Origin of the sequence: Pseudomonas sp. DR48 (genome assembly GCF_019823085.1) — a bacterium.
Taxonomy (GTDB): domain Bacteria; phylum Pseudomonadota; class Gammaproteobacteria; order Pseudomonadales; family Pseudomonadaceae; genus Aquipseudomonas.
Genome location: NZ_CP081946.1, coordinates 5,324,270 through 5,340,015 on the forward strand (window position 1 = coordinate 5,324,270; position 15,746 = coordinate 5,340,015).

Sequence of the window (15,746 nt, forward strand, 5' to 3'; positions counted from 1 at the left end):
TGGCGGCGTCTACTATCCTTGCAGGGCGATAGACGCTGGATGACCCGCTTCAGGTCATTATTTTTTCATTGAATGCTTCGCGGGTGCTTTTTGCCATGGAAATCGATGTGTTGTTACGGATACTGGCCCATCAGGACGGATCCGATCTTTACCTGTCCACCGGTGCGCCTCCCAGCGCGCGGTTCGACGGCGTGCTCAAGCCGCTGGCCGATCAACCGTTCAAACCGGGGGAGGTCGCGGCCATTGCCGAGTCCATCATGGACGCCGAACAGCGTCTGGAGTTCGATCGTGAACTAGAAATGAACCTGGCGATTTCGCTGGCGGGCATCGGCCGCTTTCGGGTCAACATCTTCAAGCAGCGCAACGATGTGTCAATCGTGGCGCGCAATATCAAGCTCGACATTCCACGCTTCGAGGACCTCAAGCTGCCGGCGGTGCTGCTCGAAACCGTGATGCTCAAGCAAGGCCTGATGCTGTTCGTCGGGGCTACGGCCTCGGGCAAGTCTACGTCGCTGGCGGCGCTGATCGATTACCGCAACCGTCACAGCAGTGGCCATATCGTCACCATCGAAGACCCGATCGAATACATCCATCGCCACAAGCGTTCGATCATCAACCAGCGTGAAGTCGGGGTCGATACCCGCAGTTTTCATGCTGCCTTGAAAAATACCCTGCGCCAGGCCCCGGATGTGGTGCTGATCGGCGAAATCCGTGACCGGGAAACAATGGAGCACGCACTGGCGTTCGCCGACACTGGCCATCTGGTGATTTCCACCTTGCATGCGCACAACGCCCATCAGGCGCTGGACCGCATTATCAATTTTTTCCCCGAAGAGCGCCGCGCGCAACTGCTGCATGACCTGGGCAACAACCTCAAGGCGTTCGTCTCCCAACGGCTGGTGCGCACCCGCGACGGTCAGCGTCGGGCAGCGGTGGAAGTGATGCTGGGCACACCAACCATTGCCGACCTGATTCGTAGCAACGAGTTTGCCGATCTCAAGGGGATCATGGAGAAGTCGGTGGAACTGGGCATGCAGACGTTTGACGCCGCATTGTATGGGTTGGTGGTCGAAGGGGCGATCAGCGAGGAAGAAGCGCTCAAGCATGCGGATTCGGTGAACAACCTTCGCCTGCGGCTGAAGTTGCATGCCGACGCGGCTCCATCCACTCAGCCAGCCTCCGGGGAATGGGGCCTCATGGACTGACACCGCTTTCACAGGAGATTCAGGTTTGGAGTTCCGGGCGGTTGCGGAATTGTTCGAGCGCTTCGGGATTGGCCAGCGCGTCGGTATTTTTCACCTTTTGCCCATGCACCACATTGCGCACCGCCAACTCGACCACCTTGCCGCTGATGGTTCGCGGGATGTCCGTCACTGCGACAATCTTTGCCGGCACATGCCGTGGCGTGGTGTTGGCGCGGATGACGTCGCGGATCTGTTGTTGCAGCGCGTCGTCGAGCTCGACACCGTCGCGCAATCGCACGAACAGCACCACCCGCACGTCATCCTGCCATTGCTGACCGATGGCCACGCTGTCCAGCACCTGCGGGACTTTCTCCACTTGGCGGTAGATTTCCGCGGTGCCGATACGAACCCCACCGGGGTTAAGTACGGCGTCTGAACGCCCGTGGATCATCATCGCGCCATGGGGCAGTTGCTCGGCGTAGTCGCCCTGAGCCCAGACGCCGGGGAACTGACTGAAATAGGACGCGTGCAGTTTTTCCTGTTGCGGATCATTCCAGAAGCCGATGGGCATGGCCGGGAAGTGCCGGGTGCAGACCAGCTCACCTTTTTCGCCAATGACCGGGCGGCTGTCGTCGTTCCAGACTTCGACTGCCATGCCCAGACTCTTGCCCTGAATTTCGCCGCGACGCACAGGCTCGAACGGGTTGCTGTTCACAAAACACGAAACGATGTCGGTGCCGCCGGACATCGACGCCAGGCACAGGTCGGACTTGAAGTCGCGGTAGACGTAATCGTAGCTCTGCGGTGACAGCGCGGAGCCGGTGCAGAGCAGGGTTTTCAGGCTGCTCAGGTCATGGCTTTCGCGCGGCTTGACGCCGTTGCTTTCCAGGGTCGCCAGGTATTTCGGGCTGGTGCCAAAAACGCTGATGCGTTCATCGTCGATCAGGTCGATCAAACGCTCCGGGTTCGGATGAAACGGCGACCCGTCGTACAGCACCACGGCGCTGCCCACGGCCAGGGCCGAGACCAGCCAGTTCCACATCATCCAGCCGCAGGTGGTGTAGTAGAACAAGCGGTCGCCGGGGCCGAGGTCGCAATGCAGGCCATGCTCCTTGACGTGCTGCAGCAAGACGCCGCCGGTGCTGTGGATGATGCATTTCGGCACGCCGGTGGTGCCGCTGGAATAGAGGATGTACAGCGGGTGCGAGAAGGGCACGGGCACGAAATCTGGCTCGCCGCCGACATCGTAGAAATCGTCCCACAACGTTACATTGGCCCGGGTGTGGAAGTGTTCGATGCGTGCTTGCGGGAGGGCGTAAGGCACCACGATCAACTGCTGCAAGGATGGCAGGCGTTCGAGGATTTCATTGACCTTGGCACGCTGGTCGATGTCTTTTCCGGCGTAGCGATAACCGGCGCAGGTGATCAGCACCTTTGGCTCGATCTGGCCGAATCGGTCAATCACGCCCTGGGTGCCGAAGTCCGGTGACGAGCAGGACCAAATCGCCCCCAGGCTGGTGGTGGCAAGCATCGCCACCAGGGTTTGCCAGGTGTTGGGCATGCACGCGGCGACACGGTCGCCGAGGCCGACGCCGGCGGCGATCAAACTGTGTTGAAAACCGGCGACATGCTCGGCCAGTTCGGCCCAGGTCAGGTGTTCACGCTGGCCGTTCTCGCCAATCGCAATCACCGCCACGGCATCGTCGCGACGGCGCAACAGGTGTTCGGCGAAGTTCAGGGTTGCGCCGGGGAACCACTGGGCGCTGGGCATCTGCGCGCCCTCGACCAGCACTGCGTCGGGCTGATCGTGGAAGCGGATGTCGAAAAAGTCGACGATCGCCTGCCAGAACGCTTCGCGCTGGTCGATGGACCATTGGTGCAGGGCGGCGTAATCGTCGAGGTGGATGTGGTGGCGCGCGATGACGAAGCGCCGAAAGGCTTCCATGCGGGTTTTGCTGATGCGCTGGGCGCTGGGTTGCCAGAGGATGTCGGACATGGTTTGCCTCTTCTTGTTGACGAGTGCTTCGCACTCGATCGCGGGCAAGCCACGCTCCCACAGGTTTTGTGGGTGTCGCCGAATGTGTGGTTCGACGCAAAACCTGTGGGAGCGTGGCTTGCCCGCGATGAACGATAACGCGGTCCAGCGGTTGCTTACTGCGCCAACCACCCACCATCAATATTCCACGCCGCGCCCCGCACCTGGCTTCCCGCTTCGCTGCACAGGAACAGCACCAGCTCACCCAGTTGCGGCGGGGTGACGAACTCCAGCGACGGCTGTTTCTCGGCCAGCAAATCATGCTGCGCCTGTTGCGGATCGATCCCCGTGGCGATCCGATCATCAATCTGCTTCTGCACCAATGGCGTCAACACCCAGCCAGGGCAAATGGCATTGCAGGTGACATGCGTGGTGGCCGTTTCCAGCCCGACCACCTTGGTCAAGCCGATCACGCCATGCTTGGCGGCCACGTACGCCGCCTTGCCGACCGAGCCGACCTGGCCATGCACCGAGGCGATGTTGATGATCCGGCCCCAGTTCTTGGCCCGCATGCGCGGCAGGCACAGGCGGGTGCTGTGAAACACCGAGGACAGGTTGATCGCGATGATCGAGTCCCAGCGCTCCACGGGAAATTCTTCCACCGAAGCCACGTGCTGGATACCGGCATTGTTGACCAGGATGTCGATGCCGCCGAACTCGCGTTCGGCGTAGCTGACCATGTCGGCAATCTGCGCCGGGTCGCTGACATCGGCCGGGTGATGGCCGACTTTGCCGCCGTATTGCTGGACTTCGGCGATGACCGCAGAGGCATCGCCGAAACCGTTGAGGACCACGTTGGCGCCAGCCTTGGCCAGGCTGAGGGCGATCCCCAAGCCGATGCCGCTGGTGGAACCGGTAACCAGTGCGGTCTTGCCCGAAAGAGTCGTCATGAATACCTCACACAATGCCAGTGGCGTAGAAAGTGCCGATCACCACAAAAACCGCCAGGGTCTTGATCAGCGTAATACAGAAAATGTCTTTGTAGGCCTCGCGGTGGGTCAGGCCGGTGACCGCCAGCAAGGTGATCACCGCGCCGTTGTGCGGCAAGGTGTCCATGCCACCGCTGGCCATCGCGGCCACCCGGTGCAATACCTCCAGCGGGATGTTGGCGGCGTGGGCCGCAGCGATGAAGTCATTGGCCATGGCCGCCAGCGCGATGCTCATGCCGCCCGATGCGGAACCGGTGATGCCGGCCAGCAAGGTCACGGTCACGGCTTCATTGACCAGCGGGTTAGGGATGCTTTTGAGCCAGTCGGCCAGCACCAGGAAGCCCGGCAAGGAGGCGATCACCGCGCCAAAACCGTATTCCGACGCGGTGTTCATTGCTGCCAGCAACGACCCGCTGACCGCCGCGCGACTGCCCTCGGCCAATTTGCCGCGAATCGCCTGGAAGCCAAACACCAGCACCATGATGATGCCGACCAGCAAGGCCGCCTGAACTGCCCAGATTGCGGTCAGTTTGGCGATGTCGGTGGTCACCGGCGTGGCCATACCCGGCAGCGCGAGGCTGTGGGTCTTGCCGTACCACAGCGGAATCCACTGGGTGAACAGCAGGTTCATAATGCCCACGGCCAGCAGCGGCGACAGCGCGATCCATGGATTTGGCAGCTTGATGTCGGCCGCGGTTTCCGGTTCGTTGCGCAGTTCGGTGCCATAGCCTTCACCCGCAGCCTGAGCCTTGTTGCGCTGGCGTTGAAGAAACAGCATGCCGGCGCAGAACACGAAAATCGCACCGATCACCCCCAGCCACGGTGCCGCCCAGGCGGTGGTGTTGAAGAAGGTGCTGGGGATGATGTTCTGGATCTGCGGGGTGCCGGGCAGGGCGTCCATGGTGAACGAGAATGCGCCCAGGGCGATGGTCGCCGGGATCAGGCGCTTGGGAATATTGCTCTGGCGAAACATTTCAGCGGCAAACGGGTAGACCGCAAACACCACGACGAACAACGACACGCCGCCGTAAGTGAGCAGGGCGCAGACCAGCACGATCACCAGCATTGCCTGGCGAGTGCCGAGCAAGCGAATGGCGGCGGCGACGATGGAGCGCGAGAAGCCCGACAACTCGATCAGCTTGCCGAACACGGCACCGAGCAGGAACACCGGGAAATACAATTTGATGAAGCCGACCATTTTTTCCATGAACACCCCGGTGAAGGCGGGAGCGACGGCGGAAGGGTCGGTAAGCAGAACGGCGCCGAGGGCGGCAATCGGGGCGAAGAGGATAACGCTGTAGCCACGGTAAGCAGCCAGCATCAGCAGCGCTAGGGCTGCCAAGGCAATGATCACACTCATGGTGTGTCTCCTGGATTGTTATTTTTGTAGGGTGGATCTTTTGTGGGAGAGGGCTTTAGCGAGATTCGTGCCAGACACGCAAGCTGTTGAAATATAAGGATATACATGGATTGTTTGAGTTGGATTTTAGTTGTGTGTCTCTAGTTTGAGACTTCTGTGGGTCATGTCGTCCTCATCGCGAGCAAGCTCGCTCCCACAGGTTGACCGCGCCGTTCGGAAGAATGCGGTCGAATGTGGGAGCGAGCTTGCTCGCGATGCTCTGTCTACAAATGGAGATTTATGTCTTGTTATAGAGACTCGGCAATCCCCAATGCCACCATCTTCTTATACAAAGTAGACCGCCCCAGCCCCAACCGCGCTGCCGCTTCAATCACCTTCCCCCCGCATTGCGCGAGGGCAGATTCAATCAACTGCCGGTCAAACCGCTCCCGGGCTTCACTGAAAGTCTCGTGCGCCACTGGCTCCATGGTCAGCGGCGTCGCACGCTCCACCGGCGTAAACGTGCCAATCGCCGCACGGATGTCTCCGGCGTTCAACACCAGGTCATCGCTGAGCAATGCCGCGCGTTCCAGCACATTACGCAGTTCGCGAATGTTCCCCGGCCAGGCGTGTTGCCCCAGCAGTTCCAGCGCCTCGGGGTTCAACTCATGCTGGCTGCGCAACTCCTCAAGAATCGCTTCGCTGAGTGCGGGCAAATCGTCGAGACGATCTCGCAACGGCGGAACGTTGATGGGCAGCACGTTGAGTCGGTAATACAGGTCGGCACGGAACTCGCCGCGCTTGATGGCCGCTTCCAGGTCCGTAGAGGTGGCCGCGATGACGCGCACATCGCTCTGGATCACTTCATTGGAACCGACGGGCTCGAACTCTTTTTCCTGCAATACGCGCAGCAGTTTGCTTTGCAGCGGCAGTGGCATGTCACCGATTTCATCGAGGAACAGCGTGCCGCCCTGAGCGATCTGCAACTTGCCGGCCCGGCCCTTGCGATCCGCGCCGGTAAATGCGCCCGGCGCGGTGCCGAAAAACTCGGCTTCCAGCAACGACTCGGGAATCGCCGCGCTGTTGATGCTGACAAAGGCCTTGTGCGCCCGGGGTGAAGCACCGTGGATCGCCTGGGCCAGCAGCTCCTTGCCGGTGCCGGTTTCGCCGAGCAACAGCACCGGTGACTCGGCGCTGGCACTGCGGCGGGCGCGGCGTTTGACTTCCAGGCTGGCGGCGCTGGTGCCGATGAAATGGGCGAAGTTGTATTTGGTCTGCCGCGCGCGCAGCAGCGAGCGGGTCGAGGCCAGTTCTTCCTGCATGCTCAGGTAGCGCTTGAGCATCGGCGAGAGGCTGTGCAATTCATCGAACAGGGCAAATCCAATCGCGCCGATCACGGCGCCGGCATCGTCATGGATCGGCAGGCGCATCACCACCAGCGGTTCCTTGGGGGTGTCCTGCATGTCCAGCAAGATCGGTTGCCCGGTGCTCACCACCTTGCGCAGCAAACTGCCGGGGATCACGCTTTCGCAGGCCTTGCCAATCGCTACCTCGGCCGACTCCAGGCCAAAACGCCGGGCGTAACGCTCGTTCATCCAGACGATGTTGGCGTCACGATCGACAATCACCGTGCCTTCGCTGGACTGCTCGATGATCTCGAACAACGAACGGATCGCCAGCAAGCGAACGCGTTGATAATCCTTGAGGCTTTCGGTGGTGTTCATGGCGCAGATCCTGATTGTGTGTTGCTTGTACGGGCCTCTTCGCGGGCAAGCCCGCTCCCACATTGGATTGCGTTCAACTGTGGGAGCGAGCCTGCTCGCGATTGGCGCGACGCGGTCCTGTGGTTTAGCGCTGATGCGCCGGCGCCAACAGCTCTTTGGTGTACGGGTGCTGCGGTGAATCGAATACGTCATGGCTGGCACCGCTTTCCACCACTTTGCCGTCCTTGATCACGATCATGTCGTGGGCCAGGGCGCGTACCACCGCCAGGTCATGACTGATGAACAGGTAGGTCAGGCCGTGCCGTTCCTGAAGCTGGCGGAGCAGGGCGACCACTTGTTTTTGTACCGTGCGATCCAGCGCCGACGTCGGCTCGTCGAGCAATATCAACGCCGGTTTCAACACCAGGGCCCGGGCGATGGCGATACGTTGGCGTTGGCCGCCGGAAAACTCATGCGGGTAACGATGGCGGCTTTGCGGGTCCAGGCCCACTTCCTCCAGTGCGCGAATCACCTCGGCCTTGCACTCGCCAGGCGTCAACTGACTGTGGACTTCCAGCCCTTCGCTGATGATCTGCGCCACGGACATTCGCGGGCTGAGGCTGCCATAAGGATCCTGGAACACCACCTGCATCTTCTTGCGCCAAGGCCGCAGCTGCGTTTGCGTCAGGCCGTCCAGCGCTTCGCCCTGAAAGCGAATGCTGCCTTCGGAGTCGAGCAAGCGCAGGATCGCCTGGCCCAGCGTCGACTTGCCCGAGCCGGACTCACCGACGATGCCCAGGGTTTTGCCACGCTGAATGTTGAGGCTGATGCCGTCCACGGCCTTGAGGTACGTCTTGCGCTGGAACAGCCCGCCACCGAGGGCGAACTGCACGCGTAGGTCGTCCACTTCCAGCACGTTTTCGCGCTCGTCACGGGGCAGGGCTTCGCCTTCCGGCTCGGCGTTGAGCAGCACACAGCTATAAGGATGTTTGGGTTCGGTAAACAGCGTCTCGCAGGGGGCCTGCTCGACGATCTCGCCGGCCTTCATCACGCACACCCGCTGGGCGATGCTGCGCACCAGATTGAGGTCGTGGCTGATCAGCAACAACGACATGCCGAGCCGCTGCTGCAGGGACTTGAGCAGGATCAGGATCTTGCGCTGTACCGTCACGTCGAGCGCGGTGGTGGGCTCGTCGGCAATCAGCAGTTCCGGCTCGCAGGCCAGCGCCATGGCGATCATCACGCGTTGACGCTGACCGCCGGACAGTTGATGAGGATAGGCCTTGAGCCGCTCTTTGGGATTCTGGATGCCCACCAGGTGTAGCAGCTCGAGAATTCGCGCCTGGGCAGGTTTGCCGACCAGGCCTTTGTGCAACAGCAGGGTTTCGCCGATCTGCTTTTCGATGCTGTGCAACGGATTGAGCGACGTCATCGGTTCTTGAAAAATCATCGCGATGCGGTTGCCGCGTAGCTCACGCAGCACCTTGGCCGGGGCTCCGAGCAGTTCCCTGCCGCGATAGCGGATGCTGCCGGTGGTTTCGGTGCCGGTCTCGGGCAGCAATTGCAGAACCGAATGCGCCGTCACCGACTTGCCGGAGCCCGACTCGCCCACCAGCGCCAGGCATTCACCGGGGCGAATGTCCAGGCTCAGGTTGCGCACCACCGTCTGGCCGCTGAAGGCCACGCTGAGGTCACGGATTTCGATCAGGTTGATACTCATAAATGGTCCGTCTCAAGATCGTGGATCAAACGCATCACGCAGCGCTTCGCCAATGAACACCAGCAAGGAAAGAATCAGCGCCAGGGTAAAAAACGCCGTCAATCCCAGCCACGGCGCCTGCAGGTTCTGCTTGCCCTGGCCAATCAACTCGCCCAGCGACGCGCTGCCGGCGGGCATGCCGAAACCGAGGAAATCCAGGGCCGTGAGGGTGGAAATCGCGCCGGTGAGAATGAACGGCAGGTAGCTCAACGTCGCGTTCATCGCATTGGGCAAAATGTGCCGCACGATGACTTTGCGGTCGGTGAGGCCCAGCGCACGGGCGGCCTTGACGTATTCCAGGTTGCGCCCGCGCAGGAACTCGGCGCGCACTACATCGACCAGCGCGAGCCAGGAGAACAGCGCCATGATTCCCAGCAGCCACCAGAAATTAGGCTCGACGAACCCCGACAGAATGATCAGCAAGTACAGCACCGGCAACCCGGACCAGACCTCCAGCAAACGCTGACCGATCAAATCGACCCAGCCGCCGTAGTAGCCCTGCAACGCACCGGCGGCGATGCCGATCAGTGCGCTGACAAAGGTCAGCATCAGCGCAAACAGGATCGAGACTCGCGCGCCGAAAATCACCCTGGCCATGACGTCCCGGGCCTGGTCGTCGGTGCCCAGCCAGTTGACGCTGGAAGGCGGGCTCGGCGCAGGTTTGTCGAGGTCGTAGTTCGGCGTGTCGTCACTGAACTGAATCGGTGGAAACAGCATCCAGCCGCCATCCTTTTTAATCAGCTTCTGCACGTAGTCACTGCGATAGTCAGCCTGGAACGGCAATTGCCCGCCGAACTCCTGCTCAGTGTGACGCTTGAACACCGGGAAATACCATTGACCCTGGTAACTGACCACCAGCGGTTTGTCGTTGGCGATCAATTCACCGCCCAGAGTCAACAGGAACAAGCCGACAAACAACCACAGCGACCACCAGCCCCGGCGGTTCTTCTTGAAGCGTTCAAAGCGACGACGGCCTAACGGCGAGAGCTTGAACATCAGGCATTCCTCGCGGCGAAGTCGATACGCGGGTCGACCAGGGTGTAGCAAAGATCGCCGATGAGTTTTATCAAAAGACCGAACAGCGTGAAGATGAACAGCGAGCCGAACACCACCGGATAATCCCGCGACACGGCGGCTTCGTAACTCATGCGTCCGAGGCCGTCGAGGGAGAAAATCACCTCGATCAGCAGTGAGCCGGCAAAGAACACGCTGATGAATGCCTGGGGAATCCCCGACACCACCAGCAACATCGCATTGCGGAACACATGACCGTAAAGCACACGTCGTTCGCTCATGCCTTTGGCGCGGGCAGTGATGACGTATTGGCGGGTGATTTCATTGAGGAACGAGTTCTTGGTGAGGATCGTCAGTGTCGCGAAGCCGCCGATCACCAGCGACGTCACGGGCAATACCAGATGCCAGAAATAGTCGGCGATCTTGCCCACGGTCGACAGCGAATCGAAGTTGTCCGACACCAGCCCGCGCACCGGGAACCAGTTCAGCGAGGTGCCACCGGCAAAGACCACGATCAGGAACATCGCGAACAGGAACGCCGGCATCGCATAACCGATGATGATCGCGGTGCTGCTCCAGATGTCGAAATGACTGCCGTGGTGCACAGCCTTGCGGATGCCCAAAGGAATCGACACCAGATAGGTGATCAGCGTGGCCCAGAGCCCGAGGGAAATGGTCACCGGCATCTTTTCAAGGATCAGGTCGGTAACGGTCGCGCCACGGAAGAAGCTTTTGCCGAAGTCCAGGCGCGCGTAACTGGTGAGCATCAGCCACAGGCGTTGCGGGGCCGGCTTGTCAAAGCCGTATTGTTTTTCGATGTCCTTGATCAGTTGCGGATCGAGGCCGCGACTGGCGCGGGAGGTGCCGGACATGGTCTCGCCGGAACCGCCGCCGACCGTCGCGCCACCGATGCCTTGCAGGTGTGCGATAGCCTGTTCCACCGGACCACCCGGCGCCGCCTGGACGATGATGAAGTTGACCAAAAGAATGATCACCAAGGTCGGAATGATCAGCAGCAGGCGCCGCAGTATATAAGCCCACATCAATGCGGCCCTCCGGGTTTGCCACGGCTGATTTTCTCGGCGGTCATCTGCTGGTTGGTCAGCGGCGTGGTGCTGGTTTCCCACCAGGTCTCGATGGCCTCGTCATTGCTGGCTTGCTCGTCGGGCATGCCGAAACGGTTCCACCACACGGTGGAGGTGCCCGGCGGGTAATAGTTGGGAATCCAGTAGTAGTTCCATTGCAGCACCCGGTCCAGTGCGTGGGCGTAGCGCAACATCTCGGGCTGGGTGGTGGCGCGGACCAGGCCGGTGATCAGCGTATCCACCGCCGGGTTCTTCAGCACCATGTAGTTATTGGCGCCGGGGTCGGTGGCCGAGATCGATCCAAAGTAGTTGAACAGTTCGCTCCCGGGTGAGGTGGTGACCGGATAACCGGTGACGATCATGTCGTAGTCGCGGCTCATCAGCCGGTTCACGTACTGCGAGGAGTCGATGCGACGGATGTTCATGTCGATGCCGATCTGCTTCAGCGTGCGCTTGTAAGGCAGCAGGAGTCGGTCCATGCCGTTCTGGCTGACCAGGAAGGTAAAGCTCAACGGCGTGCCTTCGGCATTGACCAACTCATCGCCATCGGGTTTCCAACCGGCCTGTTCGAGCAGGTCCAGGGCTTGCAGTTGTTTGTCGCGAATCAAGCCGCTGCCATCGGTCTTCGGTGCTTCGAAGACCTGGGTGAAAACCTCGTCGGGGATTTGCCCACGCAACGGTTCGAGAATCGCCAGTTCGCCGGCATCCGGCAATTTGCGGGCGGCGAGGTCGGTGTTGGAAAAGAAGCTCTGCTGGCGGATGTACATGTCGCGCATCATCTGCCGATTGCTCCACTCGAAATCCCACAGCATGGCCAGGGCCTGACGCACGCGGCGGTCCTGGAATATCGGGTTTTGCAGGTTGAACACAAAGCCTTGGGCCGGTTGCGGCGCTTGCGTGGCCAGATGCGCCTTCTGCAGGCGACCGTCGCTCAGGGCCGGGCTGTCGTAGCCGATGGAATAACCGGTGGCGGAGAATTCGCGGTTGTAATCATAGGCGCCGCCACGCAGCACCTGGCGCGCGACGTCGGTATCGCCGAAGTACTCGATGCTGAAACGATCGAAGTTGTAGAGGCCGCGGCTGACCGGCAAGTCCTTGCCCCACCAGTCGGCGTTGCGTTCGAAGGTGATGCTGCGACCGGAGTCGACCTTGCTCACCTTGTAAGGGCCACTGCCCAGCGGGGCTTCGTACCCGCCGCCATTGGCGAAATCGCGGGTCTTCCACCAGTGTTCGGGAAACACTGGCAAGGTCGCGATGTCGAGGGGCAGGGTACGGTTTTCGTTGCTTTTGAAGTCGAACCGAACCGTCAGGGGCGATTCCACTTCGACGCCTTTGACGTCGGCGAATTGCGTGCGATAGCGCAGGCTGCCCTGGGTCATCAGCAGGTCGAAGGTATAGCGCACGTCTTCGGCGGTGATCGGTGTGCCGTCGGCGAAACGCGCCTTCGGATTCAGGTAGAAGCGCAGGTACGAGCCGTCGTCCGGGCGTTCCATCTTTTGCGCCACGAGGCCGTACACGGTGTAGGGCTCGTCCAGCGAACGCTGGGCCAGCGGTGAGTAGATCAAGCCGTCGATCTGTGTGACACCAATGCCCTTGTCGATGTACGGCAGGATATGGTCGAAATGGCCGATTTCGATGGCGGAACGACGCATCGTGCCGCCTTTGGGGGCTTGCGGGTTGGTGTAGGCAAAATGACTGAAGTCGGCGGGATACTTCGCCGGTTCGCCGTACACGGTCAACGCATGTTGCGGTGCGGCATTCACACCGGTGGCAGCCAATAACAGGGCCACGGCAGTGAACAATAATGTGGGGAAAGCCAGTCGCATTGTCAGCCTTAAAGCCGGGTGGTCGATAACCACAATTTGTACGCTACCGGCGCGTGCCTCGCCAGCCGTATCGCGTCACACAAACACAACGGCCCACCAAAAGGCGGGCCGTTGTGCGCAAAACTTCGCAGGCGTCAGTCCTGACGGCTGGTCACTTCCAGCAGGTGGTAACCGAACTGGGTCTTGACCGGGCCTTGCACCACGTTGATCGGGGCGCTGAAAACCACGGTGTCGAATTCCTTGACCATCTGGCCTGGACCGAACGAACCCAGGTCACCGCCTTGACGGCTGGACGGGCACGTGGAGTTGGCTTTGGCTACTTCGGCGAAATCAGCGCCGCCCTCGATCTGGGCTTTGAGTTCGTTGCACTTGGCTTCGGAGGCAACCAGGATGTGACGGGCAGTGGCTTTGGCCATGGGGAAATACTCCTTTCAATATTCAGTAAAGTGTTGAGCCTACCGGATTCAGTGGGCTAATTCTCCCCCAAAGTTCCGCTCGGCCGTCCGGCGCCCGGTTACAGACCGGCATTTCTCAAGCGTTCGGCGTGCTGAACATACAGGGCCGCAGGATCAATGCCTTTGCGGACCAGTCCGGTCGTCTGGTTAAGGCTGTCCAGATGATCCATCGGGTAATCGGAGCGGATCACTTTCCCCAGGTGGGAGCTGTAGCGACCGACCATGCCGTCATTCTGCTCGGCTTCAGTGGTGAAATAACCGGAAAAGGCGCGCAGAAACCCGTGCAGCGGATCGAGTGCGTTAAGTCCTTCGTCGAGAATGGTGCCCTGCAGCGTGCCGCTCCAGGAGTAGTAGCGAACCCCATTAACCTGGTCGCGGCCCTTGCCGCCCCACGTCTTTGGCAGCCCTTGCGGGTATTTGTCGTTGAAAACTCCCACGCCCTCGGTGGTCAGTGAGTTGAGTGCGGCGATGGCGTTTTGCGGCATTTGATGATTGCCGCTGAGCAACGAGAGGAAATCGGCGAACAATGTGGCAACCGTGGCGGCGACATGCTCCGGCAGGCGGCCGGGCGTTAGCGCCTTGCGCAGGAAGTCGGCCAGTTCCGAGCCGTGGTTCGGCCCGCTGACGGAGGTTACCGAAGCGATAACCTCGGGTGCGACTGCTGCCGCGTAACGGGCAGCGAGTGCGCCCTGGCTGTGGCCGATAAGGTTGACCTGGCTGGCACCGGTGCCTTCCAGGACCCGTTCGATCTGTGCCAACAGTTGGTCACCACGGGCCTCATTGCTATGGGTAGCCGAGAGGTGGGGGATAAAGACTCTTGCACCGGCACTTCTAAGGGCCTGCTTGACGCCGTGAAAGAGTTCGACATTGCCGATGCGATCGAAGCCGAAGAGTCCGTGGATCAGCAGGATCGGGTACTGAGTGGTTGCATTCCGTAGCATGTTCATTCCTTTTTCTCGGTGTTTAGAGGGGTGGCTCAGAGGGGTGGATATGGGCTCACTCTAATGCACACTGGCAGCTCTGCGATGTATGAAGAGTCCGCTGTAACCTGATGAAAAAGTTATAGAAAGTGTAGGAAAACTCGAAATACCCTGAGGTCCTGTTCGGAATATCTGGACATCTTTATGCACCAGGCGAGACACATCGCAGCAACGGCCTACTTCCCGTAGGTCATTTGCCGGTCAGAGGATTCGCTTTTCAGATGCCAGCCCTCTGTCGAGGGCTGGTTGCATGGGAAGGGCTATGCCGGGAGTTGGACGCTGTCCCGAGCCCGGAGCCGGTCGGCGGCTTGTCGCAGTAATTGTTCAGTCGTGTCCCAGCCGAGGCAGCCATCGGTGACCGAAACCCCGTAACGCAGCGTCGGGCTCAAGGGCTGGCAGCCTTCGAACAGATGACTCTCGATCATCATGCCTATCAGCGACTGGTCGCCTTGCAGGCGTTGCTCCAGCACGTCGTTGAACACGGCAGGCTGACGAGCCGGGTCTTTGCCACTGTTGGCATGGCTGCAGTCGACCATGATCCGCGCCGGGATCTTGAGTCGGGTCAAGTCACTGCGTATCTGCGCAACGTTGTCGCGATCGTAGTTCGGCCCGCGATGACCACCGCGCAACACCAGGTGGGTGTCGGGATTACCTGGGGTTTGAACAATCGCAGGGTGCCCCTGGCTGTCGACACCGAAATGACGATGCGGGTGGGCGGCCGAACGCATGGCGTCGCTGGCAACCGTGACGCCGCCATCGGTGCCGTTCTTGAAGCCGACCGGCATGCCGAGGCCGCTGGCCATTTCCCGGTGGATCTGCGATTCGGTCGTGCGGGCGCCGATAGCGACCCAGCTCAGCAGGTCGTCGAAGTAGCCAGCCGCCATCGGTTGCAGCAACTCGGTAGCAACCGGCAAGCCGAGTTGAAGCATTTCGCGCATCAGTTCGCGGGACAAAGTCAGGCCACCGGCCATGTCGTCACTGCCATCCAGGTGCGGGTCGTAGGCCAGGCCTTTCCAGCCGACCGTGGTGCGGGGCTTTTCGACATAGGCGCGCATCACCAGCAGCATTTGATCGCTGACGTCGGCGGCGAGGCGGGCGAGATTGGCCGCGTATTCGAGCGCAGAGTGCGGATCGTGAATCGAGCAGGGACCGACGATGATCAGCAAACGGGAGTCTTCACCGTTGAGAATCGCGCGAACAGCCTGGCGGTGCGCGGCGACTTGCTGGGTCAGTGCGTTAGTGAGGGGCAGTTGCTGTTTGAGTTGCAATGAGCTGGGCAGGCGCAGGGTCAGCGCTTCATTGGCAGGGCTCAAGGTGGACAGCGGCAGAGCAGAGACGGACGAGTTCATATTCAGGCTTCCTGGGCGGGCGGCGGGTTCGTTCCCGCGCGCTCGGCCCTACTGGGGTGTTCGACAATTAGCCGGATTGGCTGCGTGT

At 60.7% G+C, this 15,746-nt stretch carries 12 protein-coding genes; 1 reads left to right on the forward strand and 11 read right to left on the reverse strand.

The genetic code is table 11. The features are described from left to right. The first annotated feature begins 95 nt into the window (after nt 1-95). Complete coding sequence (locus tag K5K95_RS24125) at nt 96-1,205, forward strand: PilT/PilU family type 4a pilus ATPase (protein ID WP_222586444.1); 1,110 nt, start codon at nt 96-98, stop codon at nt 1,203-1,205. A gap of 19 nt (nt 1,206-1,224) precedes the next feature. On the opposite strand, the gene K5K95_RS24130 is transcribed toward K5K95_RS24125, so the two are convergent. From K5K95_RS24130 to K5K95_RS24180, 11 genes are all read right to left on the reverse strand, one after another. Next, complete coding sequence (locus K5K95_RS24130; RefSeq protein ID WP_222586445.1) at nt 1,225-3,180, reverse strand: acetoacetate--CoA ligase; 1,956 nt, start codon at nt 3,178-3,180, stop codon at nt 1,225-1,227. Between the two features lie 155 nt (nt 3,181-3,335). Beyond that, a complete protein-coding gene (hbdH, locus tag K5K95_RS24135) occupies nt 3,336-4,109 on the reverse strand; it encodes a 3-hydroxybutyrate dehydrogenase (protein WP_222586446.1) in 774 nt (257 codons plus the stop codon). Nucleotides 4,110-4,116: 7 nt separating this feature from the next. After that, nucleotides 4,117-5,508: a GntP family permease gene (locus K5K95_RS24140; protein ID WP_222586447.1), complete on the reverse strand. Its 1,392-nt coding sequence runs from the start codon at nt 5,506-5,508 to the stop codon at nt 4,117-4,119. 287 nt (nt 5,509-5,795) lie between these two features. Then, nucleotides 5,796-7,211 carry a sigma-54 interaction domain-containing protein gene (locus K5K95_RS24145; protein ID WP_222586448.1) on the reverse strand — a complete coding sequence of 472 codons (1,416 nt, stop codon included), beginning with the start codon at nt 7,209-7,211 and terminating at the stop codon, nt 5,796-5,798. A gap of 124 nt (nt 7,212-7,335) precedes the next feature. Further along, a complete protein-coding gene (locus K5K95_RS24150) occupies nt 7,336-8,910 on the reverse strand; it encodes an ABC transporter ATP-binding protein (RefSeq protein ID WP_222586449.1) in 1,575 nt (524 codons plus the stop codon). Nucleotides 8,911-8,922: 12 nt separating this feature from the next. Continuing rightward, nucleotides 8,923-9,945, reverse strand: a complete 1,023-nt coding sequence (locus tag K5K95_RS24155; protein ID WP_222586450.1) for an ABC transporter permease — start codon at nt 9,943-9,945, stop codon at nt 8,923-8,925. Continuing rightward, nucleotides 9,945-11,006: a microcin C ABC transporter permease YejB gene (locus K5K95_RS24160; RefSeq protein ID WP_222586451.1), complete on the reverse strand. Its 1,062-nt coding sequence runs from the start codon at nt 11,004-11,006 to the stop codon at nt 9,945-9,947. The genes K5K95_RS24155 and K5K95_RS24160 overlap by 1 nt, the downstream gene beginning before the upstream one ends. Continuing rightward, nucleotides 11,006-12,874 carry an extracellular solute-binding protein gene (locus K5K95_RS24165; protein WP_222586452.1) on the reverse strand — a complete coding sequence of 623 codons (1,869 nt, stop codon included), beginning with the start codon at nt 12,872-12,874 and terminating at the stop codon, nt 11,006-11,008. The genes K5K95_RS24160 and K5K95_RS24165 overlap by 1 nt, the downstream gene beginning before the upstream one ends. 134 nt (nt 12,875-13,008) lie before the next feature. Further along, nucleotides 13,009-13,290, reverse strand: coding sequence for a peptidylprolyl isomerase (locus tag K5K95_RS24170; protein WP_008150918.1), 282 nt, complete (start codon nt 13,288-13,290; stop codon nt 13,009-13,011). 98 nt (nt 13,291-13,388) lie between these two features. Continuing rightward, a complete protein-coding gene (locus K5K95_RS24175; protein WP_222586453.1) occupies nt 13,389-14,270 on the reverse strand; it encodes an esterase/lipase family protein in 882 nt (293 codons plus the stop codon). 299 nt (nt 14,271-14,569) lie between these two features. After that, nucleotides 14,570-15,658, reverse strand: a complete 1,089-nt coding sequence (locus tag K5K95_RS24180) for a 3-deoxy-7-phosphoheptulonate synthase (RefSeq protein ID WP_222586454.1) — start codon at nt 15,656-15,658, stop codon at nt 14,570-14,572. Nucleotides 15,659-15,746: the final 88 nt, after the last annotated feature.

Bases quoted from the DNA above. Each gene is read 5' to 3' on its own strand.
- K5K95_RS24165 (WP_222586452.1), bottom strand. From the start codon at position 12,874: ATGCGACTGGCTTTCCCCACATTATTGTTCACTGCCGTGGCCCTGTTA.
- K5K95_RS24170 (WP_008150918.1), bottom strand. From the start codon at position 13,290: ATGGCCAAAGCCACTGCCCGTCACATCCTGGTTGCCTCCGAAGCCAAG.
- K5K95_RS24130 (WP_222586445.1), bottom strand. From the start codon at position 3,180: ATGTCCGACATCCTCTGGCAACCCAGCGCCCAGCGCATCAGCAAAACC.
- hbdH (WP_222586446.1), bottom strand. From the start codon at position 4,109: ATGACGACTCTTTCGGGCAAGACCGCACTGGTTACCGGTTCCACCAGC.
- K5K95_RS24160 (WP_222586451.1), bottom strand. From the start codon at position 11,006: ATGTGGGCTTATATACTGCGGCGCCTGCTGCTGATCATTCCGACCTTG.
- K5K95_RS24155 (WP_222586450.1), bottom strand. From the start codon at position 9,945: ATGTTCAAGCTCTCGCCGTTAGGCCGTCGTCGCTTTGAACGCTTCAAG.
- K5K95_RS24125 (WP_222586444.1), top strand. From the start codon at position 96: ATGGAAATCGATGTGTTGTTACGGATACTGGCCCATCAGGACGGATCC.
- K5K95_RS24145 (WP_222586448.1), bottom strand. From the start codon at position 7,211: ATGAACACCACCGAAAGCCTCAAGGATTATCAACGCGTTCGCTTGCTG.
- K5K95_RS24140 (WP_222586447.1), bottom strand. From the start codon at position 5,508: ATGAGTGTGATCATTGCCTTGGCAGCCCTAGCGCTGCTGATGCTGGCT.
- K5K95_RS24180 (WP_222586454.1), bottom strand. From the start codon at position 15,658: ATGAACTCGTCCGTCTCTGCTCTGCCGCTGTCCACCTTGAGCCCTGCC.
- K5K95_RS24150 (WP_222586449.1), bottom strand. From the start codon at position 8,910: ATGAGTATCAACCTGATCGAAATCCGTGACCTCAGCGTGGCCTTCAGC.
- K5K95_RS24175 (WP_222586453.1), bottom strand. From the start codon at position 14,270: ATGCTACGGAATGCAACCACTCAGTACCCGATCCTGCTGATCCACGGA.